This is a genomic window from Pseudomonas sp. TR47 (genome assembly GCF_044143025.1).
Lineage (GTDB): Bacteria > Pseudomonadota > Gammaproteobacteria > Pseudomonadales > Pseudomonadaceae > Aquipseudomonas > Aquipseudomonas putida_E.
Map to the genome: position 1 here is coordinate 35631 of NZ_JBHFCS010000011.1, position 23992 is coordinate 59622.

At 62.4% G+C, this 23992-nt stretch carries 17 protein-coding genes and 1 pseudogene; 10 read left to right on the plus strand and 8 right to left on the minus strand.

Annotation, left to right across the window (positions count from 1 at the left end; translation table 11 throughout):
- Positions 1–28: 28 nt before the first annotated feature.
- Together rnhA and ACEWE8_RS13700 are read right to left on the minus strand one after the other, a co-directional pair.
- Positions 29–475 (minus strand): ribonuclease HI, encoded by a 447-nt coding sequence (rnhA, locus tag ACEWE8_RS13695; RefSeq protein ID WP_012315304.1) that lies wholly within the window; start codon positions 473–475, stop codon positions 29–31.
- Between the two features lie 13 nt (positions 476–488).
- Positions 489–1262 (minus strand): class I SAM-dependent methyltransferase, encoded by a 774-nt coding sequence (locus ACEWE8_RS13700; RefSeq protein ID WP_046785214.1) that lies wholly within the window; start codon positions 1260–1262, stop codon positions 489–491.
- Between the two features lie 86 nt (positions 1263–1348).
- Here ACEWE8_RS13700 and gloB point away from each other — a divergent pair, with 86 nt between their 5' ends.
- The 10 genes from gloB to ACEWE8_RS13750 all read left to right on the plus strand — a co-directional run bounded on the left by gloB (position 1349) and on the right by ACEWE8_RS13750 (position 15521).
- Positions 1349–2128, plus strand: a complete 780-nt coding sequence (gene gloB / locus ACEWE8_RS13705) for a hydroxyacylglutathione hydrolase (RefSeq protein WP_046785215.1) — start codon at positions 1349–1351, stop codon at positions 2126–2128.
- 100 nt (positions 2129–2228) lie between these two features.
- Complete coding sequence (locus tag ACEWE8_RS13710; RefSeq protein ID WP_046785216.1) at positions 2229–3650, plus strand: lytic transglycosylase domain-containing protein; 1422 nt, start codon at positions 2229–2231, stop codon at positions 3648–3650.
- Positions 3651–3770: 120 nt separating this feature from the next.
- A complete protein-coding gene (locus tag ACEWE8_RS13715) occupies positions 3771–5600 on the plus strand; it encodes an extracellular solute-binding protein (protein WP_204918484.1) in 1830 nt (609 codons plus the stop codon).
- The gene (locus ACEWE8_RS13720; protein WP_046785218.1) at positions 5597–7432 is read left to right on the plus strand and encodes an extracellular solute-binding protein; all 1836 of its coding nucleotides are present in this window, start codon (positions 5597–5599) and stop codon (positions 7430–7432) included. Before ACEWE8_RS13715 ends, ACEWE8_RS13720 begins: the two co-directional genes overlap by 4 nt.
- A gap of 1 nt (position 7433) precedes the next feature.
- Complete coding sequence (locus tag ACEWE8_RS13725) at positions 7434–8507, plus strand: microcin C ABC transporter permease YejB (protein ID WP_039603181.1); 1074 nt, start codon at positions 7434–7436, stop codon at positions 8505–8507.
- Position 8508: 1 nt separating this feature from the next.
- Positions 8509–9528: an ABC transporter permease gene (locus tag ACEWE8_RS13730; protein WP_046785219.1), complete on the plus strand. Its 1020-nt coding sequence runs from the start codon at positions 8509–8511 to the stop codon at positions 9526–9528.
- Position 9529: 1 nt separating this feature from the next.
- Entirely contained in the window at positions 9530–11140 is a 1611-nt protein-coding gene (locus ACEWE8_RS13735; protein ID WP_046785220.1) for an ABC transporter ATP-binding protein, read from the plus strand.
- Between the two features lie 340 nt (positions 11141–11480).
- Complete coding sequence (locus ACEWE8_RS13740; RefSeq protein WP_046785222.1) at positions 11481–11996, plus strand: sigma-70 family RNA polymerase sigma factor; 516 nt, start codon at positions 11481–11483, stop codon at positions 11994–11996.
- Complete coding sequence (locus ACEWE8_RS13745) at positions 11993–12955, plus strand: FecR domain-containing protein (protein ID WP_115274299.1); 963 nt, start codon at positions 11993–11995, stop codon at positions 12953–12955. Before ACEWE8_RS13740 ends, ACEWE8_RS13745 begins: the two co-directional genes overlap by 4 nt.
- Before the next feature lie 88 nt (positions 12956–13043).
- On the plus strand, positions 13044–15521 hold the full coding sequence (locus ACEWE8_RS13750; protein WP_046785224.1) for a TonB-dependent siderophore receptor: 2478 nt from the start codon (positions 13044–13046) through the stop codon (positions 15519–15521).
- 104 nt (positions 15522–15625) lie between these two features.
- On the opposite strand, the gene ACEWE8_RS13755 is transcribed toward ACEWE8_RS13750, so the two are convergent.
- From ACEWE8_RS13755 to ACEWE8_RS13780, 6 genes and pseudogenes are all read right to left on the minus strand, one after another.
- The gene (locus tag ACEWE8_RS13755; protein WP_115274297.1) at positions 15626–16978 is read right to left on the minus strand and encodes an MFS transporter; all 1353 of its coding nucleotides are present in this window, start codon (positions 16976–16978) and stop codon (positions 15626–15628) included.
- Positions 16979–17112: 134 nt separating this feature from the next.
- Positions 17113–17619: a methyl-accepting chemotaxis protein gene (locus ACEWE8_RS13760; RefSeq protein WP_261981986.1), complete on the minus strand. Its 507-nt coding sequence runs from the start codon at positions 17617–17619 to the stop codon at positions 17113–17115.
- A gap of 30 nt (positions 17620–17649) precedes the next feature.
- Positions 17650–18411, minus strand: a pseudogene (locus tag ACEWE8_RS13765) (PAS domain-containing protein); the annotation flags it as partial.
- A 38-nt stretch (positions 18412–18449) separates the two neighbouring features.
- Complete coding sequence (locus ACEWE8_RS13770; protein ID WP_046785227.1) at positions 18450–20222, minus strand: GGDEF and EAL domain-containing protein; 1773 nt, start codon at positions 20220–20222, stop codon at positions 18450–18452.
- Positions 20223–20630: 408 nt separating this feature from the next.
- Positions 20631–21326, minus strand: coding sequence for a response regulator (locus ACEWE8_RS13775; RefSeq protein ID WP_046785228.1), 696 nt, complete (start codon positions 21324–21326; stop codon positions 20631–20633).
- Positions 21323–23977 (minus strand): sensor histidine kinase KdpD, encoded by a 2655-nt coding sequence (locus ACEWE8_RS13780; protein WP_046785229.1) that lies wholly within the window; start codon positions 23975–23977, stop codon positions 21323–21325. The genes ACEWE8_RS13775 and ACEWE8_RS13780 overlap by 4 nt, the downstream gene beginning before the upstream one ends.
- Positions 23978–23992: the final 15 nt, after the last annotated feature.

A 23992-nucleotide genomic window follows, 5' to 3' on the forward strand; every position in this document is an offset into this window, starting at 1 on the left:
GTTACAAAGCCGAGGATTGTACCGCAGCTCAACGTTTGGCGCGTACCTCGTCGACGCCACGGTTGGCCAATTGGTCAGCGCGCTCGTTACCGGGGTGGCCGATGTGCCCGCGCACCCACTTCCAGGTGACCTTGTGGCGGTTGACCTGCTCGTCGAGCTGCTGCCACAGGTCGGCGTTCTTCACTGGCTCCTTCGCGGCGGTCTTCCAGCCGCGCTTCTTCCAGTTGACCATCCACTCGTTGATGCCCTTCATCACGTACTGCGAGTCGGTGGTCAACACCACCTCGCATTCGCGCTTGAGCGCCATCAAGCCCTGAATCGCGGCCATCAGTTCCATGCGGTTGTTGGTGGTTTCGCGTTCGCCGCCCCACAGTTCCTTTTCGACGCCCTTGTAGATCAACAGGACACCCCAGCCACCAGGGCCTGGATTGCCCTTGCAGGCACCATCGGTATACAACTCGACGCTATCGCTCATGTACCACTCATGTTCAGTGCTTTTCGGTATCCGGGCTGACCACGGTGCGGTTGACCTTGGCCAATGGCAAAGGCAGCAACTTGCCCATCGGTTCGCGGCGTTCCTGGCGCAGCGGCCTCAGGCCAACCACCATCTTGCGCGCCACCAGCAGGTAAACCCCGCCACCAGAGCTCTGCCAACCGCCTGCCACCCGTTCCCAGCCCGCCAGGCGTTGTTGCCAGGCCGGTGAGGCAAGCGGCGGACGATAGCACCCGAAGCGGCGTTTCTCCAGCGCGAAGCCCAGCAGGTTGAGCCAGTCACCGACCCGTGACGGCGAGATGCAGCGGGCCTTGCGCAGCGCGCCGTGGCTGAAGAAGTGGCGTATGCCCCAACTGCTCCAGGGGTTGATGCCGACGATCAGCAGATGCCCGCCGGGGCGTACCGCACTGGCGGCCTCGCGCAGCAAGCCATGGGGCGACAGGCAGAAGTCCAGGCCGTGCTGCAGCACCACCACGTCGGCGGCGTGCTCGCTCAAGGGCCAGGCCTGTTCCTCACAGACGATCTCCACCCCCGGCAGCGGCGCGCCCAAACGCACGTTGCGCTGTACCTGGGGGGCGCTGGGCGGAGCCTCGGCGCAGGGGCCGTAATGCACCAGGTAACCCCCGAAGAAGCGCCCGAGCTCCTCCTCCAACAATTTTTCCTCTTCTTTGAGCATCAGCTGGCCGAGCGGGCCGTGGAACCAGTCACGGGCCAGGCTGATCAGCTCGATCCAGGCCGGGTCGGCCTGGGCAAAGGGTTGGTCGGTCATTTGCGCTCTCCCTCGAAGGTTCTCGCACCGCGCCATCGCGGCTAAGATGGCCTCATGTGCCACGCTAGGCGATACGGATCCGCACCATGATACAGATCGATGCTCTCCCCGCTTTCTCCGACAACTACATCTGGTTGTTACAGGATACTGCCAAACGCCGCTGCGCGGTGGTCGATCCTGGTGATGCCGCCCCCGTGGAGGCATGGCTGGCCGCCAATCCCGACTGGGTGCTGGAGGATATTCTGGTCACCCACCACCACAATGACCACGTGGGCGGTGTCGAGCGGCTGAAAAAACTGACCGGTGCGCGGGTCAGCGGCCCGGCCAACGAGCGTATTCCGTGCCGCGACCTTGCCTTGGACGAAGGTGACGAAGTGACCGCGGTGGGCGTGACCTTCCAGGTTCTGGCAGTACCGGGGCACACGCTGGGTCATATCGCCTTCTTCAGCGACCAACCTGCGACACCGGTGCTATTCAGTGGCGACACGTTGTTCGCCGCTGGCTGCGGGCGGATGTTCGAAGGCACGCCAGAGCAGATGCAGCCTGCCCTCGCCAGGTTGGCCGCGCTGCCGGAGCGTACCGAGGTGTACTGCGCCCACGAGTACACCCTCAGCAACTTGCGCTTCGCCAAGGCCGTGGAGCCACAAAACCCGCACGTTCTGCAACGTTTCGATGATGTTACCCGGCTGCGCGCCGACAATCGCATCACATTGCCATCAACTATCGGTCTGGAACGGTTGACCAACCCTTTTCTGCGAACCTCTGAAACATTAGTTAAACAAAAAGCTGACGAATGGAAGGGACATTCAAACACCACGCATGTCGCTGTTTTTGCTGCCTTGAGGTCTTGGAAGGACACCTTCTGATAACCTGAAGATATATCGCAACATGCGCTCGAAGGTTGACCCGGCGGGATGCGGTTTCTAGAATCGCCGAAATTTTTTGCCCGGATACCCGTCCCCGCCGATGTCTTCCCGTAGCCGCAGAACCGCTCATTCAGTCGCCCTGACGCGCCTGGCCCAAATCAGTGCGCTGGCGCTGGCCGCCACCCTGGTGGGCTGCCAGAGCACCCGTCAGCTCGACGAATCCGACAGCGTTCGCGCGCACAGCTACCAGGCGCGGATCAAACACAAACCCGTTCCGCTCGCGGTCAAACCCGCCGAGCAGGCGCCGCAGGATGTGTGGGAGCGCATGCGCCAGGGCTTCGCCCTGCAAGACACCATCGACGTCAACCCGCGCATCGAGCAGCAGCGGCTGTGGTTCGCCAGCAACCCCTCGTTCCTCGAAAACGCCGGTGAGCGCGGCAGCCTGTACCTGCACTACATCGTCGAGCGCCTGGAAGAACGCGACATGCCGCTGGAACTGGCCCTGTTGCCGGCGATCGAAAGCGCCTACAACCCCATGGCCTACTCGCGCGCCCATGCTGCAGGCATGTGGCAGTTCATCCCCTCTACCGGGCGCCACTTCAACCTGCGCCAGACCAATTTCTACGATGGTCGCCGCGACATCACCGCGTCGACCAACGCCGCGCTGGATTACCTGAGCCGCCTGCACGACATGTTCAACGGCGACTGGCTGCTGGCACTGGCTGCCTACAACGCCGGTGAAGGCACCGTCAGCCGGGCGATCGAGCGCAACGAGAAACTCGGCCTGCCCACCGATTACTGGAACCTGCCACTGCCACAGGAGACGCGCGACTACGTGCCCAAGCTGCTGGCCCTGTCGCAGGTGGTCCTGACCCCCGAAGCCTACGGCGTGAACCTCAACCCGATCGCCAACGAGCCCTACTTCGAAGCTGTCGCCATCAAGGACCGCCTGGACCTGTCGCGGGTAGCCGCCTTCGCCAACATCGACGAAGACGAACTGATCCAGCTCAACCCGGCATTCAAGAAGCGCATGACCGTGGATGGGCCCAAACAATTGCTGGTACCGACGGCCAAGGCGCAACTGCTGTCCGACAGCCTGTCCAACCTCAAGCCTGAACAACTGGTCAGCCTGCAGCCGAACAAAGCCGTGTTCGCACGCGCCGTGGCCGAAGCCAAGGCACCTGCCAGAGCGCGCAGTTACCGCGTAAAGCGCGGCGACAGCCTGAGCACCATTGCCAGGGCCAACCGGGTTTCGGTCAAGGATATCCAGCGCTGGAACAAACTATCGGGTAGCCGTGTAAAGGCCGGCCAGGTGTTGGCACTGCGTGGTGGTAGTGCGGCAGGCAACCGGGTGGCGGCATCCTCCAAGCGCTCTACCCAGTACAAGGTCCGCAAGGGTGACTCGCTGTATCTGGTGGCAAAACGTTTCAATGTTGAGATGAAGCACCTCAAGCGCTGGAATCCGCGCAGCGGGCACGCCCTCAAGCCAGGCCAGACCTTGACCGTCTACCTGGGGCACTGATGGCAACCCGGGGCTGCTCCGCAGCCCCTTGATCTCCTTCCAGACACACCCTTTTTCCAACCCCGCCAAGCTGTTACTGTAGCCCGACCAAAGCCCAACGCCTCTGGATCGGATGCCGACTTGATACGTCCCCTCCTGCTGTCACTCAGCCTGGCCTTGAGCTTTCCCGCAGCCGCGATGGTGAGCGAAAGCCACGGATACGCGCAGTTCGGCACGCTCAAGTACCCAGCCACATTCACCCACTTCGACTGGGTCAACCCGCAAGCGCCCAAGGGCGGCACCTTGCGCGCCATGGCATTGGGCACCTTCGACACGCTCAACGCCTATACCTTCAAGGGTTCTAGCCCGGTCACAACGCCGAACTTCCTGCAGTACGGTGTCAACGAGCTCAACGAAACACTGATGGTCGGCACCGGCATGTATGACCCTTCCGGGGACGAGCCCACCTCCAGTTACGGCCTCATCGCCCGCTCGGTGGAGTACAGCGAGGACCGCAGTTGGGTGGTGTTCAACCTGCGCCCGCAAGCGCGCTGGCATGACGGCAAACCGATCACTTCTGCAGACGTCGCCTTCTCTTACCGCACGCTGCTCAAGGATGGCCACCCGATCTACCGCACCAACCTGCAGGAAGTGCAGCGCGTGGATATCCTTGGCCCGCTGCGCATCCGCTTCGTGTTCAAGCGCGCTGGCAACCCGCTGCTGATCCTGCGCCTGGGCGAGATGCCGGTGCTGCCCAAACACTACTGGCAAAACCGCGATTTCAAGGCCACCACCTTCGAGCCGCCGCTTGGCAGCGGCCCCTACCGCATCACTCAGGTGCAGCCCGGCAGGCGCCTGGTGTTCGAGCGGGTAAAGAACTACTGGGGCAAGGACCTGGCGGTAAACCGCGGCAAGTACAACTTCAACCGCATCGAATACGAGTTCTATCGGGACGCCACAGTCGCGTTCGAAGCCTTCAAGGCCGGCGAGTTCGACATCTATATCGAGCATCAGGCAAAGAACTGGGCCAACGGCTACAACTTCCCGGCACTGCGCCGTGGCGAGGTGATAAAGGCCCAGATCCCCCATCGCATCCCGACCCAGACCCAGGGGCTGTTCATGAACAGCCGCCGGGCCACCTTCAGCGACGCCAGGGTACGCCAGGCGCTGGGCCTGATGCTCGACTTCCAGTGGACCAACCGCGCCCTGTTCAGCAGCGCCTACCGCCGCTCGACCAGCTACTACCCCAACAGCGAGTTTGCCGCCAGCGGCCTGCCCACGGGCAAGGAGTGGCTGCTGCTGGCGCCGTTCCGTGACCAATTGCCGGAAAAGCTGTTCACCCAGCCCTATCAGGTCAGCCACACCGATGGCCGCGGCATCGACCGCCAGAGCCTGCGCCAGGCGCTGAGCCTGCTCGGCCGCGCCGGCTGGAAGCTCGACGGCCAGCGCCTGGTGAACGCACAAGGCCAGCAGTTGCGCATGGAACTGCTGCTGGTGAATCCCAACCTCGAACGCATCCTGCAACCTTATGTCGAAAACCTGGCGAGCATCGGCATCGATGCGCGCTTGCGCACCGTGGACCGTGCCCAGTACAAACAACGCCTGGACCAGTTCGACTTCGACATGATTCTGATGACCTTGAGCCAGACCTTGAGCCCCGGCCTTGAGCAGTGGCTGTACTTCCATTCCAGCCAGGCTGCGACCAAGGGCAGCAAAAATTATGCTGGGGTCAAGGATCCGGTGGTCGACCACCTGCTCGACACCTTGCTCGCCGCACGCACCCGCGATGACCAGGTCGCCGCCGCCCGCGCCCTGGACCGCGTGCTGTCCTGGCAGTACTACATGATCCCCAACTGGTATCTCGACAATCACCGCCTGGCCTACCGCAACCGGTTCGGTTTCGTCACCACACCGCCCTATACCCTGGGGCTGAATACCTGGTGGCTAAAGACTTCGGAGAAAGCCCAATGATGCCAACGTACCGCCTGCGCCAGCTGGCAGGCAGCCTGCTGCTTGCCTGCCTGAGCCTACCGGCAATGGCCGCGCCGCAACACGCACTGACCCTTTATGATGAAGCGCCGAAGTACCCGGCCGACTTCAAGCACTTCGACTACGTCAACCCCGACGCGCCCAAGGGCGGCACCTTCCGCCAGTCCAGTTTCGGCGGTTTCGACAGCCTCAACCCGTTCATCAACAAAGGGGTGGCCGCCGAAAACGTCAGCGCCATCTACGACACCTTGATGCGCCAGAGCCTGGACGAGCCGTTCACCGAGTACGGCCTGGTTGCCGGCAAGATCGAAAAGGCCCCGGACAACAGCTGGGTGCGCTTCTACCTGCGCCCCGAGGCGCGCTTCCACGACGGCCACCCGATGCGGGCCGAAGACGTGGTGTTCACCTTCAACGCCCTGATCAAGGACGGCGCACCGCTGTACCGCCAGTACTATGGCGATGTCGCCCAAGTCGTCGCCGAAGACACGCTGCGCGTGCTGTTCACCTTCAAGCACAAGAACAACCGCGAGTTGCCGCTGATCCTCGGCCAATTGCCCGTGCTGCCCAAGCACTGGTACGAAGGCCGCGAATTCAACCGCGGCAACCTGGAAATCCCGCTCGGCAGCGGCCCGTACAAGATCACCGAGGTCAAGCCCGGCCGCTCGATCCGCTACGAGCGGGTCAAGGACTACTGGGCCAAGGACCTGCCGCTCAACCGCGGCCAGTTCAACTTCGACGCCATGACCTTCGACTCCTACCGCGACAACACCGTCGCGCTGGAAGCACTCAAGGCCGGCCAGTTCGACTATGGCCTGGAGACCAGCGCGAAAAACTGGGCCACCGCCTACAACGTTCCCGCCGTACGCGATGGCCGCCTGATCAAGGAAGAGCTGCCCAACGGTAACCCCACCGGCATGCAGGGTTTCATTTTCAACCTGCGTAAACCGGTGTTCCAGGACATCCGCGTACGCCAGGCGCTGAGCCTGCTGCTGGACTTCGAGTGGACCAACAAGCAGTTGTTCAACGGCGCCTACACCCGCACCGGCAGCTACTTCGAAAACTCCGAAATGGCCGCCCAGGGCCTGCCCTCGCCTGACGAGCTGAAAATCCTCGAGCCTATGCGCGGCAAGGTCCCCGACCAGGTGTTCAGCGAGGCTTTCCACAACCCGGTCACCGACGGCAGCGGCATGATCCGCGAACAGCAGCGCCAGGCCTACAAGCTGCTGATGGACGCTGGCTGGAAGATCGTGGACGACAAGATGGTCGACAAGAACGGCAAACCGGTGACCATCGAGTTTCTGCTGGCCCAGACCGAATTCGAGCGCATCCTGCTGCCGTTCAAACGCAACCTGGCAGACCTTGGCATCGACCTGAACATCCGCCGCGTCGACGTTTCCCAGTACATCACCCGCCTGCGCTCGCGTGACTTCGACATGATCGTCAGTGGCTATCCGCAGTCCAGCTCCCCAGGCAACGAGCAGCGCGAGTTCTGGTCCAGTGCCGCTGCCGACAACCCCGGCAGCCGCAACTTCATGGGCCTGCGGGACCCGGCCATCGACCAACTGGTCGAAGCGCTGATCAACGCCGATTCCCGACAGAGCCTGATCAACCATGCCCGCGCCCTGGACCGCGTGCTGCTGTGGGGTTACTACGTGATCCCCAACTGGCACATCAAGACCTGGCGCGTGGCCTACTGGAACCACATCGGCCACCCCAAGGTTTCGCCCAAGTACGACATCGGCATCGACACCTGGTGGATCAAGCCCGAGGTGACGCCAGCCGTGTCCGAAGCGCCTGCGCAAGAGGCCAACTGACATGCTGGCCTACATCCTGCGTCGCCTGCTGCTGATCATCCCGACCCTGTTCGGCATCCTGGTGATCAACTTCATCATCGTCCAGGCCGCCCCCGGCGGCCCGGTGGAACAGATGATCGCCAAGCTCGAAGGTTTCGAGGGCGCAACCAGCCGGATTGCCGGCGGCGGCGCCGAAGTCTCCGTGGCCGGCTCCAACTACCGCGGTGCCCAGGGCCTCGACCCTGCCCTGATCGCCGAAATCGAGCGCATGTACGGCTTCGACAAGTCGCCCCCCGAGCGTTTATGGATCATGGTCAAGAACTATGCCCAGCTGGACTTCGGCGAGAGCTTCTTTCGCGATGCCAAGGTCATCGACCTGATCGCCGAGAAGATGCCGGTGTCGATTTCGCTCGGGCTGTGGAGCACGCTGATCATGTACCTGGTGTCGATCCCCCTGGGTATCGCCAAGGCGGTGCGCCACGGCAGCCACTTCGACGTCTGGACCAGCTCGGCGATCATCGTCGGCTATGCCATCCCGGCGTTCCTGTTCGCCATCCTGCTGATCGTGCTGTTCGCCGGCGGCAGCTACTTCGACTGGTTCCCGCTGCGCGGCCTGACCTCGAACAACTTCGACGAGCTGTCCACCACCGGCAAAGTGCTCGACTACTTCTGGCACCTGGTGCTGCCGATCACCGCCCTGGTGATCGGCAACTTCGCCACCATGACCCTGCTGACCAAGAACAGCTTCCTCGACGAGATCAACAAGCAATACGTGGTCACCGCCAAAGCCAAAGGCCTGAGCCGCTCGCGGGTGCTGTACGGCCACGTGTTCCGCAACGCCATGCTGCTGGTGATCGCGGGCTTCCCTTCGGCGTTCATCGGCATCTTCTTCACCGGCTCCCTGCTGATCGAGGTGATTTTCTCCCTCGACGGCCTGGGCCTGATGAGTTTCGAGGCGGCCATCAACCGCGACTACCCGGTGGTGTTTGGCACCCTGTTCATCTTCACCCTTCTCGGGCTGGTGGTGAAACTGATCGGCGACCTCACCTACACCTTGGTCGATCCGCGCATCGACTTCGCCAGCCGGGAGCACTGACATGGCCTTGTCCCCTCTCAACCGTCGGCGCTTCGAGCGCTTCAAGGCCAACCGACGCGGCTGGTGGTCGCTGTGGCTGTTCCTCATCCTGTTCGGCCTGAGCCTGGGCGCCGAGCTGATCGCCAACGACAAACCGATTGCCGTGCGCTACGACGGCGAGTGGTTTTTCCCGGCCTTCAAGCGCTACCCGGAAACCACCTTCGGCGGCGAGTTCCCACTGGAGGCCAACTACAAGAGCCCGTATATCCGGGAGCTACTGGCCAAAAAAGACAGCTTCGTGCTGTGGGCCCCGATCCCGTACAGCTACCAGAGCATCAATTACGACCTGCGCGTACCCGCCCCTGCGCCACCCTCGGCGGACAACCTGCTGGGCACCGACGATCAGGGCCGCGATGTACTGGCGCGGGTGATCTACGGCTTCCGCATTTCGGTGCTGTTCGCCCTCACCCTGACCATCCTCAGTTCCATCATCGGCGTCATCGCCGGTGCCCTGCAGGGCTTTTACGGTGGCTGGGTGGACCTTGCCGGCCAGCGCTTTCTGGAGATCTGGTCCGGCTTGCCGGTGCTGTACCTGCTGATCATCCTTGCCAGCTTCGTGCAGCCCAACTTCTGGTGGTTGCTGGGCATCATGCTGCTGTTTTCGTGGATGAGCCTGGTCGACGTGGTGCGTGCCGAGTTCCTGCGCGGGCGCAACCTCGAGTACGTGCGCGCCGCCCGTGCCCTAGGGATGCGCAATGGCGCGATCATGTACCGGCACATCCTGCCCAACGCCATGATTTCGACCATGACCTTCATGCCCTTCATCCTCACCGGTGCCATCGGCACCCTGACCGCCCTGGACTTCCTCGGTTTCGGCCTGCCACCGGGCGCGCCGTCGCTGGGCGAACTGGTGGCCCAAGGCAAGTCCAACCTGCAGGCGCCATGGCTGGGCATCAGCGCCTTTGCCGTACTGGCGATCATGCTGAGCCTGCTGGTATTCATCGGCGAATCCGCCCGCGATGCCTTCGACCCGAGGAAGTGAGATGAGTGAACAGAACCTGATCGAAGTGCGCGACCTGGCGGTGGAGTTCGTTACCGGCGAACAGGTCAACCGTGTGGTCGATGGCATCAGCTTCGACATCCGCAAGGGTGAGACCCTGGCGCTGGTCGGCGAGAGCGGTTCGGGCAAGTCCGTTACCGCCCACTCGATTCTGCGCCTGCTGCCCTACCCGCTGGCACGCCACCCTAGCGGCAGCATCGGCTATGAAGGCAACGACCTGCTGCAGCAAGGTGAGAAGGCCATGCAGAAGATTCGCGGCAACCGCATCGCGATGATCTTCCAGGAGCCGATGACCTCGCTGAACCCGCTGCACTGCATCGAAAAGCAGATCAACGAAATCCTGCTGCTGCACAAGGGCCTCACCGGCAAGCAAGCCACTGCGCGCACGCTGGAGTTGCTGGAGCTGGTGGGCATTCCCGAGCCGCGCAAGCGGCTGAAGGCCCTGCCCCACGAGCTGTCCGGTGGCCAGCGGCAGCGGGTGATGATCGCCATGGCGCTGGCCAATGAGCCGGAGTTGCTGATTGCCGATGAACCCACCACTGCGCTCGACGTGACCGTGCAGTTGAAGATTCTGGAGCTGCTCAAGGAACTGCAGGCGCGGTTGGGCATGGCATTGCTGCTGATCAGCCATGACCTGAACCTGGTAAGGCGCATTGCCCACCGTGTTTGCGTGATGCAGCGTGGGCAGATTGTCGAGCAGGCCGATTGCGCGACGCTGTTCAGTGCGCCGCAGCACCATTACACACAGATGCTGATCAATGCCGAGCCCAGCGGCTTGCCGGCACATAACCCGGTTGGCGCACCGCTGCTGGAAGTGAACGACCTGAAGGTATGGTTCCCGATCAAGAAAGGCTTGCTGCGCAAGACGGTTGACCATGTGAAGGCGGTGGACGGGATCAACTTCAGCTTGCCGCAAGGGCAGACACTGGGGATCGTGGGTGAGTCGGGATCTGGCAAGTCGACGCTGGGGCTGGCGATCTTGCGCCTGATTTCGAGCCAGGGGGGCATCCGCTTCCATGGCCAGGCGCTGGAAGGCTTGAACCAGAAGCAAGTGCGGCCACTGCGACGTGAGATGCAAGTGGTGTTTCAGGACCCCTTTGGTAGCCTCAGCCCACGTATGTGTGTGGCGGATATCGTTGGTGAGGGGCTGCGGATTCACAAGATTGGTACAGCCGCAGAACAGGAAGCAGCGATTATCGCGGCGCTGGAAGAGGTAGGCCTGGACCCACGCACGCGCCACCGCTACCCGCATGAGTTTTCGGGTGGGCAACGGCAACGTATCGCCATCGCCCGGGCGCTGGTGCTCAAGCCGGCGTTGATTCTGCTGGATGAGCCGACGTCTGCGCTGGATCGTACGGTGCAGCGGCAGGTAGTGGAGTTGCTGCGCAACTTGCAGCACAAGTACAACCTCACCTACCTGTTCATCAGCCATGACCTTGCCGTGGTCAAAGCGTTGAGTCACCAACTGATGGTGATCAAGCAGGGGCATGTTGTGGAGCAAGGCGAGGCTCAGCAGATCTTCCATTCACCCCAGCATGCTTATACGCAGCAACTGTTGGAGGCGGCGTTTTTGCGTCATGACACTGAACGGTGACTGCCTTCCAGGGCCTGATGGTTTTACCCGTATCAAGGCAGAGGTTGTGCACCCAGAGCACCGAGCAGCAGGCTGTTTCGCTGCCGCCTAGATCGCCCGTCTGGGCTCTGATAATAGCCTTGATGCATGAGTTCGAATCCCTGGATGAGCTGTTTTACCAGCTAAAAGCCTCTGGCAAAGCAATCAGGAAGGTGGCCTACGTGCTTGTCATGGTGTACGACAACGCCCGTGGGCCTAAGGCGCGAAAGGCGTAGCCTTCGGGCAAACCTTTGCTATTGCAAACACCCCCACCACGCACGACAATAAGATTCATTACCAATCGCGAACCATTCCATCCAAAATGCCCGCCAACGACCTCTCTCTGCGTAGCGCCGTCAATCACCTGTATTGCGAGCATCACAGCTGGCTCAATGGCTGGCTACGCAAGAGGCTGGGCAACGCATTCGATGCCGCTGACCTGACGCAGGATACGTTCGTGCGGGTGATCAAGGCACGCAGCGCACTGGACATTCGCGAGCCGCGCCCGTACTTGTCGAGGATCGCCAAGGGCTTGCTGATCGACCTGTTTCGTCGGCGCTCACTGGAACAGGCTTACCTGGAAACCTTGGCAGCCTTGCCGCAAGCACAGCACCCGTCGCTGGAAGAGCAGGCGATCATGTTGCAGGCACTGGTAGAAATCGATCGCCTGTTGCAAGGGCTGGGGCCGAAGGTCAGGCAGGTGTTCATGCTGTCGCAATTCGACGGGCTGACCTACCCGCAAATTGCCGAGCAACTGACCATCAGCGTGCGCAGCGTCAACAACTACATGGCAAAGGCAATGGAGCATTGCTGTTTGATGCAGATGCAATTGGCATGAGCCTTTCGCCCGCCGAGTTGCAGGCCATCAGTGCAGCAGCCCGCTGGTACGCGCGGCTGCAGTCTGGCATCGCCACCGACGCCGATCGCAGCGCCTGGAACGACTGGCTGGCTGCCGACCCGGTCAATCGCCAAGCCTGGCAGCGGATGACCGCTGTGGGTGAGCAGATGGCAAGCGTGCCGGGTGCGCTGGCCGCACCCGCCCTGCGCGGTGCCGCACGTTCCCGCCGGCAACTGTTACGCAGCGTACTGGTATTGGTGCCAGCCACCTCGCTGGGCTGGCTGGGGTGGCGTAGCAACAGCTCGCAACAGCTGTTTGCCGATTACCGCACCGCAGTGGGTGAGCGCCGTACCTTTCGTTTGGCCGATGGCAGTTCACTGCTGCTGAACACCGACACCTCTGTAAACCTCAAGTACGACGGCCAGCAACGGGTGCTGGAACTGCTTCGCGGTGAAATTCTGGTATCGACCGCTAACGACCCAGCACAGCGGCCATTCAAGGTAAGCACCACACATGGCGAGGTCCGGGCGCTGGGCACGCGCTTCATCGTTCGCACACAAGCGCTGGGCGGTGAGGTGGCAGTCCTGGAGAAAGCGGTAGAAGTCAGAGCGTCCAGCAGCGCATTGACAGTGCGCGTTGAGGCCGGGCAATCCATCGCCTTCACCGACCTCACGGTGGGGCAGCTACGGCGTAATGACGCTACGGTGGGAGCCTGGCAACACGGCAGCATCATTGCCATTGATCGCCCCCTGGTCGAACTTCTTTCCGACCTGTCGCGCTACCGCACCGGCGTGCTGCGCTGTGATCCGCGTATTGCGCAACTGAGGGTCTCTGGCGCGTTCCCAATCGATGACACCGACCTGGCGTTGGCTGCGCTGGAAAGCGGGCTTTCATTACGCGTCACGCGTTACAGCCGTTTCTGGGTCAATGTGTCGCCTCCTGTCGTCCCGCCTCAGTAATTAAAAAATTCTTTTTTGCACTTTTCTTACGCATCGTTCGGCTCATCCCCCATTGGGTGTCATCGATCATTTTCAGGGGGGGATTAGGATGTCTGAGGTATTCAAGCGTGGTCGTCTGGCGACCGCGGTAAAAGTCGCGCTGCTGGCAGTAACCACTGTCGGAGCCTGGTCCACAGCAACGGTCGAGGCAGCCGTGGCGGCCCAGCACAGCGCAGTGCGGTCGTTCGACATCCCTGGTGGCAGCCTGACCGAAGTCCTTGGCCACTTCGCCAGCGCGGCGGGGGCGGCGATTTCGTTTGATGCCAGGCAAACAGACGGCTTTAGCTCCTCGGGGCTCAAAGGTACCTTCGGTGTCATTGAAGGCTTTAGCCGGATTCTGGCCGGCAGCGGCCTGCAAGCCCAGGCGCAGTCCAACGGCACCTATGTACTGCGGGAAGTGCCTTCCGCTGGTTCGGCAATGGAACTTGGTGCCACCAACATCACCGGCCAGGTGCTGGGCGCCACGACAGAGAACAGCGGCTCGTACACCACGGGCGCGGTCACCATAGGCAAAGGTGAGCACTCGCTCAAAGAGACGCCACAGTCGGTGACGGTAATGACCCGCAAGATGATGGACGACCAGAACCTGTACACCATCGACCAGGTCATGGAGAAGACGCCCGGCATTACCGTGTACGACTCGACCATGGGTGGCAAATACTTCTATTCACGCGGGTTCCGCATGTCGGGCCAGTATCAGTACGACGGTGTGCCGCTGGACATGGGCAACCTCTATGTCCAGGCCGACAGTTTCAGCAGCGACATGGCGTACTACGACCGGGTCGAAGTGCTGCGCGGCGCAGCGGGCATGATGAAAGGCTCCGGCGGCACTGCCGGCGGGGTGAATTTCGTGCGCAAGCGCGGCCTGGCAGCTGCGCATACCGACATCACCCTGTCCGGCGGCAGTTGGGACAACTACCGCGGGCAACTGGACACCGGCGGCCCGCTGAACGCATCCGGCACTCTGCGCGGCCGGGCAGTGATCGCCGAACAAAGCCGCCACTATTTCGTGGACGACGCCAACCGCAAAGATCAGGTGTATTACGGTGCGCTCGACTTCGATCTGAATGCCGACACCACCCTGGGGCTGGGCGTTGCCTATGAAGACGTGGATGCCAACCCGTGCTGGGGTGGCCTGCCGCGCTACCGCGATCGCAGCGACTTGAAGCTGAGCCGCTCAACCTGCCTGGACCCCTCATGGAACACCTGGCGCAGCCAGCGCACCACCGTGTTCAGTGATGTGTCCCATCAGCTTAACGAAGACTGGAAACTCAAGGTTGCCAGCGTCTATACGAAGAACACCCAGGACATCAAGTACGCGTTTGCCTCAGGTGCAGTGACGCCCGGTACCAATACCACTGGCATGCTGGGCAGCATGTATGACTACGACCAGGTCGATTACGGCCTGGACGCCTACGTCGATGGCACCTTCGATGCGTTTGGCCAACAACATGAACTGGTGCTGGGCATGAATGCGAGCCGTTCGAACAAGGACGACTTCTACTCAGTGGCCTTTCTGCCGCAGCGCCAGAATGTATTCAACCCCGACAAGTTCATCCCTGAGCCCGACGACAGCTACTTCATCGACAACTCATCTCGCGGCGGGCCGGTGAAGTCCAAGACTACACAAAAAGGCCTCTACTCGACCCTGCGCTTGAAACTGGCCGACCCACTGACCCTGGTGGTTGGCGGCCGGGTGAGCCGGTACACCTCCACGACCGACTCCGACTTTATCAACACCGGTACGTCGGAGCATTCCAGCACCCGCGAAACCGGGCAGGTCACGCCCTTCGCCGGGGTACTGCTGGACTTGAACGAAAACCTCACCGCTTACGCCAGTTACTCGGACATCTTCACTCCGCAAGGCAACTACCGGTCTGAAGACGGTTCCGCGCTCAAGCCGCTTGTGGGTCAGAGCTATGAACTGGGGATCAAGGGGGCCTGGCTGGAGGGGCGACTGAACGGCGCCTTCAACCTGTTCCGTACTATTCAGAAAGACCAGGCGCAGACCGATTACAACTCGTCATGCCCGTCATCCGACGGTTACTGCTACGTCAACGCCGGCAGGGTACGTGCGCAAGGTTTCGAGGCGCAGCTCAGCGGGGAAATCATCGAGCGCCTGCAACTGCTTGCGGGATACACCTACACCCAGACCAAGACCCTGGACGACATCGACAGCAGCCTGAACGGTGCGGCGTTCAACAGCTACGTGCCTCGGCATGTGTTGCGCCTGTGGGGCGAGTACACCCTGAGCGGCGCGTTAGAGCGGTTGTCTATCGGTGCCGGGGTCAACGCGCAAAGCGACAACTTCCGCGTCTCGCCCGCCAGTGGCGAAAAAATCGACCAGGCAGGCTATGCGATCTGGAATGGGCGTATCGGTTATCGCATCGATGACACCTGGTCGGTAGCGCTCAACGGTAACAACCTGTTCGACAAGCGCTACTACGCCAGCATCGGCACCGAAACCTTCGGCAACTATTACGGTGAGCCACGCAACTTCATGGTATCGGTCAAAGCCAGTTTCTGATGCTGACGCTGTCATGACAGCCTTTCGGAACGGCCTTGCCGCTCAGACGTGGCGCCACGTCTGAGCGTTGGCCACCCTCAGAAACCAATCGCGGCCAATGTTACTCAGGCTTGGACAGCGCGGCCCTCCAGTGCTTCGCTGTCAGCCACCATCCCCTCCCGCATGCGCTGCGCATCGCGGCTGAAACACCGCGACGCGGCCAGCAGAAACACCATGGTCAACATCAGTGCCACCGGTATCAGGTACATCGCGTCGTGCAACCCCTGGGCCTTGAACGCCTCGCTCATCACCACCTCCCCCGCTGCGTCCATGGCAGCGACGGCGAAATGGTCCGAAAGCCCGCCCACCACCACCGGCCCTAATCCACCGCCAAGCAGATACAGCCCGGCGAAATACAGCGCCATGGCCGTGGCGCGCAGGCGGGGCTGCACCACGTCCTGGATGGCGGTGTACACGCAGGTGTAGAAGTTGTACGAGAACAGCCAGCCCACGCCGAACAACGCCACGAACAGGCCCAGCTCGATCCGCCCGGCGTGCAGCGCCCAGGCGGTGGCAAGCGTGGCGACCAGCATGCTCAGCACGGCGAACATCAGCCGGCCGTTGGCAAAGCGCTGATGCACCTTGTCGGCCACCCAGCCACCAAGGGTCAGGCCTACCAGGCCGGTCACACCGACTATGACCCCGGTGGCCACTGCGGCTTGTTGCAGTTGCAGCTCGAAGTACCGCTGCAGCATGGGCACCATGAACGAGTTGCAGGCGTACGAAGCAAAATTGAACGTAAGGCCGGCGAGCACCAGCCAGGCGAAGGTAGGTACGTGAAGTACGCGGCGCAGCGGCCGGTCCAGTGGAGCCTGGGAGACGGCTACGGTTTCTGCCGCACCGCGTGCGGGTTCGCGGATCAGGAACAGGAACAGTGCCAGCACCACACCCGGCACAGCGGCGATGAAGAACGGTGCGCGCCAGCTGCCGAAGGCCTGCACCATGGCGCCGATGGTGAAGAAGGCCAGCAACAGGCCCAGCGGCAGGCCAAGCATGAAGATACCCATCGCCCTTGCCCGCCGCTCGGCAGGGAACAGATCACCGATCAGCGAATTGGCGGCGGGCGCATAGCTGGCTTCACCGATGCCCACCCCCATGCGCACCAGCAGAAAGCTCCAGAAGCTGCCGACCATGCCGTTGACTGCCGTCAGCCCGCTCCATGCCATCAGGCCCCAGCCCATAAGCCGGCTGCGCGAACCGGTGTCGGCCAGCCGTGCCAACGGCAGGCCGGCGATGGCATAGACCAGGGTGAAGGCAGTGCCGATCAGGCCGATCTGGAAGTCGCTCAGGTGCCACTCCAGGCGAATCGGTTCGATGATGATGGCGGGTATGGTGCGGTCGAAGAAATTGAACAGGTTGGCCAGGAACAGCAGGAACAGGATGCGCCAGGCGTTGTTCGCTTGGATGGCGGTCGGCATAGTCAGGTCCCTCGTTATTGTTGTTCGGGGCTTCCAGCACGCCACACGAATCTAGAGGGGGAACTGCGCATCGTCTGCCACCATTGACCGCGCTGATATCGAGCGATGCCCGGTGAGCAGTACGCTGGCCCGGTTCAACGCAAATCCTGACTCACTCGCTCTACAGCGTTCACCACACCCGTCGCGCCCTGCAAGATCACGCCAATCGCCTCACCTGCCTGCGAAGCAAGCTGCAGGCTCTGCGTGGCGTGATCCCGGCTGGTTTCTATCTCGCCAACGGCCTGGCTGGCGAGCGTCTGGTTATGCGCCACCACCGAGACGATCTCATCGGTAGCCGTGCTGGTGCGCGCCGCCAGCTTTCGCACTTCGTCGGCAACCACGGCAAACCCCCTGCCCTGCTCGCCGGCGCGGGCCGCTTCGATGGCTGCATTGAGCGCGAGCAGGTTGGTTTGCGCAGCGATGCCGCCGATGGTCTGGACGATCGAACTGATCAACACCGATTGCTCGCCCAGTGCAGTGATCGTCGTGCCGGCCGATTGCAGTTGCCGGGTCATACCCTGCATGGTCTGCTCCACCTGCTGCACCACCGCCGCGCCCTCAGACGCTCCGCCAACGGTATTGCGCGACACCTCAAGCGCCATCTGCGCGGCCTGTTTGATGGCCTCTTCACGCTGGACCTGTGCGGTAACCACCGAGGCGAACTTGACCACCCGCACCAGTTTCCCCTGGGCATCGTTCACCGGGTTGTAACTCGCTTCCAGCCACACTTCGTGCCCGTGCCGGTCCAGACGGCGGAAGCGGCCGGTGACGTAGCGGCCGGTATTGAGCGTTCGCCAGAATTCGGCATATGCCGGGCTGGCGGTATCTTCTGTACAGCAAAACATCCGGTGATGCTTACCCACCACTTCATCGAGCCGGTATCCCATGCCCGCCAGGAAGGTGTCATTGGCGGCCAGCACATGGCCTGCCAGATCGAACTGGATGACCGCGCTGGAGCGCAACAGCGCGTCGAGCAGCGCCTGGTTCTCCCGAGCCAGCCCGACCTCTTTCGACACGTCGCGCCCGTATGCGCGCACCTCGCATACCCGCCCTTGTGCATCCAGCCGCGGATACCAGCCCAGACGCCACCATGCCGACTTGCCATTGACCGTGTTCAGGTTCATGTCATCGTGCAGCGGCGCACCATTGGCAAGCGCGCTGGCCAACCCGCGCACGGTCTGGGCGGGCAGCCACTGTCCCAAAGAGGTGCCGGCCAAGGCATCCACAGTGACGCCGAACGCAGCAGCGCTGGCGACGTTGCAGTCGACGATCCGCCAATCGCCGTCGAGCCGCAGAAAAAAACCGGCCTGCTCTATCTGCTCCAGGCATTGCCGAAGGCTTTCCAGTTCGCGTTCACGCTCGGCGAGCGTGTTTTTCAATTGCCGGTTGAACATGCAGGCACCTGCTGAGGATAAGCGACGAATGAGTCAAATCAGGACTGCGACCTGCGGAGCCGGTTGTTGCAGTACCACGTCTGGAAGGCGGCCAGCGGCATGGGTCTGGCCAGGTAATAGCCCTGGGCCTGAGCACAACCCCAGGCCTTGGCACAGGTAAGCTGTTCGGCGGTTTCGATGCCTTCGGCCACCACCTGGTAACCGAGCTGGTTAGCCAACCCCACCAGCGACTGCACCAAGAGGAGGTCCTTGGCACTGTGCGTGGCCTTCTGGATCAACGAGCGGTCCAGTTTCACGAACGTGGCAGGAATGCGGCTGAGGTAAGCCCAGTTGCTATAACCGGTACCAAAGTCATCGATGGCGATGTCGATCCCGGCCTGACGTGCACGCAGCAATTGCCGCCGTACTTCTTCGGGATGCTCGATAAGCACGCTTTCGGTGAACTCCAGTTGCAGGCGCCACGGCGCGATGGCCCTGTGCTGGAGCTCGGCAAGCAAGGTGTCCATGAATGCCGCGCTCTCCAGGTCGCGCGCGGTGACATTCATGCTGATGCGCAAGTCTGGCGCCTGAGCGTGTTGCAGGATGTTCAACACCGCGCGCATCACCCACAGACTGATCGACGCTATCAGCGCGGTTTTCTCGGCCAGGGCGATGAACTCGGCAGGGGAAATATCCCCCAATTGCGGATGACGCCAGCGCAACAGCGCTTCAGCGCTGTTGCAGGTATGGCCTTGCAGTTCGACTCGCGGCTGCAGGTGCAGGCTGAGCTCGTCATCGCTCTGCAGCGCCGCCCCCAGTGAGGTCAACAGGGAGAATGCCCTGCGCTGCGCGGCGTCCACCTCCGGCTGATAGTGCGCGCAGCGGCCAGGGTTGCCACGGGCTGCGTCAGCGGCGCCGACCGCACGGCGCAACCAGTCAAGGCTGCCATCGTCGTCGCAGCGGGTGACCGGCGAAATACCGACCGCGGCGTCCAGGAGCACGGGAATCTGATGACACTGCACAGGGTCGCTCAGCACACCGATTACCCGCGCGCACATTGCCAGAGGGTGCTGGTGCACGATAACGGCAAACCGTGTGGGGCTGATCTTGTACAACGCAAGGTCCGGGTCAAGCTGGCTGACGATCAGGTCTTTCACCTGAAGGGTCAGGTCGTGGGCGAAGTTGTAGCCCAACACCTTGATCATGTGCGTAAGCACCTGCGCCGGCATGATGTCGAACACCACCACGGTCAGGGCATCATGGCGTTCAAGGCGCGTCTGCACGTCGCATTCAAGTTTTACCCGATTGAACAGCCCGGTCGGCTGGTCGTAGAAATTTCGCCGGCGTATACCGGCAATGATCTGCACTGCCATGTCTGCGAACGCCTGCAACATCCCGCGCTGAGCATCATCCATGGCCTCACGCGGGGCCGTATCGATGATGCAGAAACTGCCAATCGCGACCTGCTTGTCCACCAACAGCGGAGAGCCGCAATAGTAGCGAATGCCGGGCGCACCGGTGACCAGCGGGTTTTCGGCAAAGCGCGGGTCCAGCGTCGCATCCAGTACTTCCAGCGGCTGCGCCTGAAGAATGGTATGGGCACAGAACGCCACATCCCGCGGCGTGCTGTCGGCCTCCAATGCGGTCTTGGCCATGAACCACTGCTGGCACTCGCTGACGATCGAGATCAGGCACATCGGCGCATTGAAGTAGCGGCCGGCCCATTCGACCAGTGTGCGCAGCTCGGTGCTGCAGTCCTGGTGCGCAACACACCACTCAGCGACCGCAGCCAAGCGCTGCTCTTCATTGGACGGCATAGGGGCGACATTCATGTTCATTTCACCTGCCCCTATCGGAATGGCAACAAGGTTATGGCTATGGGCCATTACTGAGACTTCATCACTCCTTTGAACGTTCCGCGCTCCTGCGAGGAAATCAACAGTACCGACAAAACCTGTACAAATCCAGAGCGCTGTACAATTTTTTATTCTTAGCAAAGACTTATTCGCCGTGAATACGGCAAATTCCCGGCTGTATACCTGTACAAAATAAAATTGGCGTACAAAGAAAAGACCGGCGTTGCCCTAAGGCAACGCCTGACACGGAAGCGTAAATGGGGGCGATGTTGCTGAGCTAAAACGCTCAGTTGGCTGATGGCTGCGACGCTTCAGAGGAGATGGAGCAATGGAGGAATTTTCATGGTGCGCAACAACGAAGGTGCAGCTTGACCGGCAATGGCCCTAGCAGGAAGGCGCAACCAGCCTGTACCCCACCCCGGCCTCGGTAATGATGAACCGCGGTGCGGTTGGATCATCCCCCAGCTTCTGCCGCAAATGCCCCACTACAATCCGCAGATAATGGGTGTTCTCCACGTGCGTCGGGCCCCAGATATCCTTGAGCAACTGCTGCTGGGTAATCACCCGCCCCGGGTGCCCGGCAAGTTGCGCCAGCAACGCATATTCCTTGCGGGTCAGCGCCACCTCAGCGCCCTCAAGCGTCACCTTGCGAAACGCGAAGTCCACAGTCAAAGGCCCGAAGCTCGCCGTCACCTCGCTCCCGCCCGCTTGCGGCACCTGGCGCAACAACGCACGTATCCTGGCCAGAAACTCCTGGATGCCGAACGGCTTGGTCACATAGTCATTGGCCCCGCTATCCAGCGCATCGACCTTCTGCACTTCACTGGCGCGCACCGACAGCACCATTACCGGCACTGCACTCCACTCGCGCAACTCGCGCAGCACCTGCTGCCCGTCCATGTCAGGCAAGCCGAGGTCAAGCACCACCAGGTCAGGCTTGGCCAAGGCAGCCTGAGCCAGCCCTTCGCTACCGGTGGCCGCCTCGATCACCTTGTAGCCCTGAGAGGCCAAGCTGATGCGCAGGAACTTGCGGATCTGCGGTTCATCGTCGATGACCAGGAGGGTGGCGGACTGGCTCATGGGGTTTCGCTTTCGGCTTCGGGTTGTGGGGGCAGCGGCAAGCATAAAGTGATGCAGGTGCCATGGCCATCGATGCCTTCGCTGACCAGGATCTGCCCACCATGGGCGCCGATCATGCCCTGGCAGATCGCCAGGCCCAGGCCGGTGCCCTGCCCGCCTCGGTCGCCGCGGGCCGCGGTGTAGAACATGTCGAAGATTTTCTCGCGTTCAGGCACGGGGATGCCAGGCCCTTGGTCGCTGACCGCGAACCGCAATTGCTCGTCGTGCACCGACACCTGCAGTTCGAGGCGGCCCTGGGCGGGCGAAAAGCGCGCTGCGTTTTCCAGCACGTTGATCAGCGCCTGCTCGATCAGCGCGGCGTGCACGAACAGCAACGGCAACTCGGCGGGCACCTCGGTGTGCACCCGCAGGGGCGCGAGCACCACGCGTAGGCGGTTCAGGGCACTGCCGACGATATCGGCCGGAGCGACCCAGTCGCGGGCCAGCTTGAGGCCGCCGTGGCCCAGACGGGTCATGTCGAGCAGGTTCTGGATATAGCGGTCAAGGCGTTCGGCTTCGTTGCGGGTACCCTCCAACAGTTCGCGGCGGTCTTCGGTGGGGATGGCTTCGCCCAGCGCCAGCAGGCTGTCGATACTGCCACGCATGGCGGTCAGCGGAGTACGCAAGTCGTGGGAGACAGAGGCCAGCAACGCGCTGCGCAACTGCTCGGTCTCGCCGTGCAGACGGGCGGCTTCCAGTTGTTCGGCCAGGCGAGCCCGGGCGAGGGCCTGGGCCAGCGGTTGACCAAGCGCCATGAGCAGCCGGCGCCGCTGGGCACTGAGAGGTTCGCCGGACTGGGGGCGGACACCGAGCATGGCCAAGGGATGATCGTCGACGGTCAACGGCCACCACCACCATCGGCCATCAGGCAGGGTGTCGCTGCCATGGCCGGCGGCCTGCCCATGTTGCCAGGCCCATTCGGCGGCGGCGCGTTCGTTGTCGCTCAGGACCTGGGCCTGGCCGCTGGCCACTTGCAACTGCCCTTCGGGATTGCGTTCGAGCAGGCACACGTGCACGTCCTGCCAGCCATTGAGGTGCTGGCCGGCGGCGTTGAATACGGCTTGCCGGTCGGTGGCGACCGTAAGCCGTCGCGACAGGTCAAGCAGCTGGTTGGTTTGCGCCTGGGTTTCGCGAAGGGCCTGCAACTGCCGGCGCTGACGCGCAGCGAGGTTGCCGGTAAGCGCAGCCATGAACAGGAAGAACACCAGCGTCAGCACGTCTTCTTCGCGCTGGATGCTGAAGGAAAAATTCGGCGGGATGAACAGGAAGTCGTAGGTCAGGAATGACAAGGCAGCACAGGCCAAGGCCGGGCCCAGGCTGCTGCGCACCGCAACCAGAAGTACGGCGGCAAGGAACACCAGCGAAATATTGGGCAGCGCCAACACGCTCGACACCACCCAGGACAACCCCGTCGCCAGCACGGTCGCGGCCAGTGCCAACAGATAGTGGCGCCATACCCACACCCGCCGCGCGGCCGAACTTGTCGGTGCCGGCTGGGCATCGCGGTCAAGCACGTTGATCTCAAGCCCGTGGCTTTCGCGCAGCAACCGCGCAGCCACGCCTGCGCCGAACAGTCGACGACGCAGGCGGTCCCGCGACTGACCTACCAGCACCAGGCTGGCTCGGCGCTCGCCGGCATGCTGGATCAGCGTGCGTGCCACCTCGCCTGCGCGCAGCAGCACCACTTCCCCGCCCAGGCGCTCAGCCAGTTGTTGAGCCGCCTGCAAACGCTGCCGTGCGGTTTCGTCGCGCAGCCGCCCGTTGTCCACATGCACCAGGCTCCAGGGCAAATGCCGACGCTGCGCAACCCGGCTGGCATGGCGCACCAGGCGTTCGGCCTGATCGTCACCATCGACACCCACCAGCAGACGCCCGCGCAGGGCCGGCGCCTCTTGCCCACGCTGACGGTAGCCGTGGGCCAGGTCGGCATCGACCTGCGCGGCGGCGGCCTGCATGGCCAGCTCACGCAACGCGGTGAGGTTGGTCTGGGAAAAATAGGCATCGATCGCAGCCCGAGCCTGCTCGGGCACGTAGACTTTGCCCTCACGCAGACGTTCGAGCAGCTCGCGTGGCGGCAGGTCGATCAGCACCAGCTCGAAAGACTCCTGCAGCACCCAGTCCGGCAGCGTTTCACGCACGTGCACGCCAGTGATGTCGCGCACCTTGTCGTTGAGGCTTTCCAGGTGCTGGACGTTGACCGTGGTGTACACATCGATCCCGGCGGCCAGCAGTTCCTGAACGTCTTGCCAGCGTTTGGCGTGGCGGCTGCCCGGGGCGTTGCTGTGGGCCAGTTCATCGACCAAGGCCAGGCCGGGGGCGGCCTTCAGCAGGCCGTCAAGGTCCATTTCCTCCAGGGTGACACCCCGGTATTCGCTGCGTAGCAGAGGATGCTGGGCGAGGCCTGAGAGGAGTGATTCGGTTTCGGCACGACCGTGGGTTTCGACTACGCCTGCCAGTACCTGCACGCCCTGGCGCTGTTGGGCGTGGGCGGCCTGGAGCATGGCGTAGGTCTTGCCTACGCCAGGGGCTGCACCGAGAAATACCTTGAGCCTGCCACGGCCTTCGCGCGGCAGGTTGGCCAACAGCGCGTCTGCGCGGGCTGCGTCACTCATGCTTCATCCTTCAGT

Excerpts from the sequence above, each read along its gene's own strand:
- ACEWE8_RS13740 (WP_046785222.1), top strand. The coding sequence starts at position 11,481 with ATGCCCGCCAACGACCTCTCTCTGCGTAGCGCCGTCAATCACCTGTAT.
- rnhA (WP_012315304.1), bottom strand. The coding sequence starts at position 475 with ATGAGCGATAGCGTCGAGTTGTATACCGATGGTGCCTGCAAGGGCAAT.
- ACEWE8_RS13700 (WP_046785214.1), bottom strand. The coding sequence starts at position 1,262 with ATGACCGACCAACCCTTTGCCCAGGCCGACCCGGCCTGGATCGAGCTG.
- ACEWE8_RS13745 (WP_115274299.1), top strand. The coding sequence starts at position 11,993 with ATGAGCCTTTCGCCCGCCGAGTTGCAGGCCATCAGTGCAGCAGCCCGC.
- ACEWE8_RS13750 (WP_046785224.1), top strand. The coding sequence starts at position 13,044 with ATGTCTGAGGTATTCAAGCGTGGTCGTCTGGCGACCGCGGTAAAAGTC.
- gloB (WP_046785215.1), top strand. The coding sequence starts at position 1,349 with ATGATACAGATCGATGCTCTCCCCGCTTTCTCCGACAACTACATCTGG.
- ACEWE8_RS13735 (WP_046785220.1), top strand. The coding sequence starts at position 9,530 with ATGAGTGAACAGAACCTGATCGAAGTGCGCGACCTGGCGGTGGAGTTC.
- ACEWE8_RS13760 (WP_261981986.1), bottom strand. The coding sequence starts at position 17,619 with ATGGCGCTTGAGGTGTCGCGCAATACCGTTGGCGGAGCGTCTGAGGGC.
- ACEWE8_RS13720 (WP_046785218.1), top strand. The coding sequence starts at position 5,597 with ATGATGCCAACGTACCGCCTGCGCCAGCTGGCAGGCAGCCTGCTGCTT.
- ACEWE8_RS13770 (WP_046785227.1), bottom strand. The coding sequence starts at position 20,222 with ATGAATGTCGCCCCTATGCCGTCCAATGAAGAGCAGCGCTTGGCTGCG.
- ACEWE8_RS13725 (WP_039603181.1), top strand. The coding sequence starts at position 7,434 with ATGCTGGCCTACATCCTGCGTCGCCTGCTGCTGATCATCCCGACCCTG.
- ACEWE8_RS13730 (WP_046785219.1), top strand. The coding sequence starts at position 8,509 with ATGGCCTTGTCCCCTCTCAACCGTCGGCGCTTCGAGCGCTTCAAGGCC.
- ACEWE8_RS13780 (WP_046785229.1), bottom strand. The coding sequence starts at position 23,977 with ATGAGTGACGCAGCCCGCGCAGACGCGCTGTTGGCCAACCTGCCGCGC.
- ACEWE8_RS13775 (WP_046785228.1), bottom strand. The coding sequence starts at position 21,326 with ATGAGCCAGTCCGCCACCCTCCTGGTCATCGACGATGAACCGCAGATC.
- ACEWE8_RS13755 (WP_115274297.1), bottom strand. The coding sequence starts at position 16,978 with ATGCCGACCGCCATCCAAGCGAACAACGCCTGGCGCATCCTGTTCCTG.
- ACEWE8_RS13710 (WP_046785216.1), top strand. The coding sequence starts at position 2,229 with ATGTCTTCCCGTAGCCGCAGAACCGCTCATTCAGTCGCCCTGACGCGC.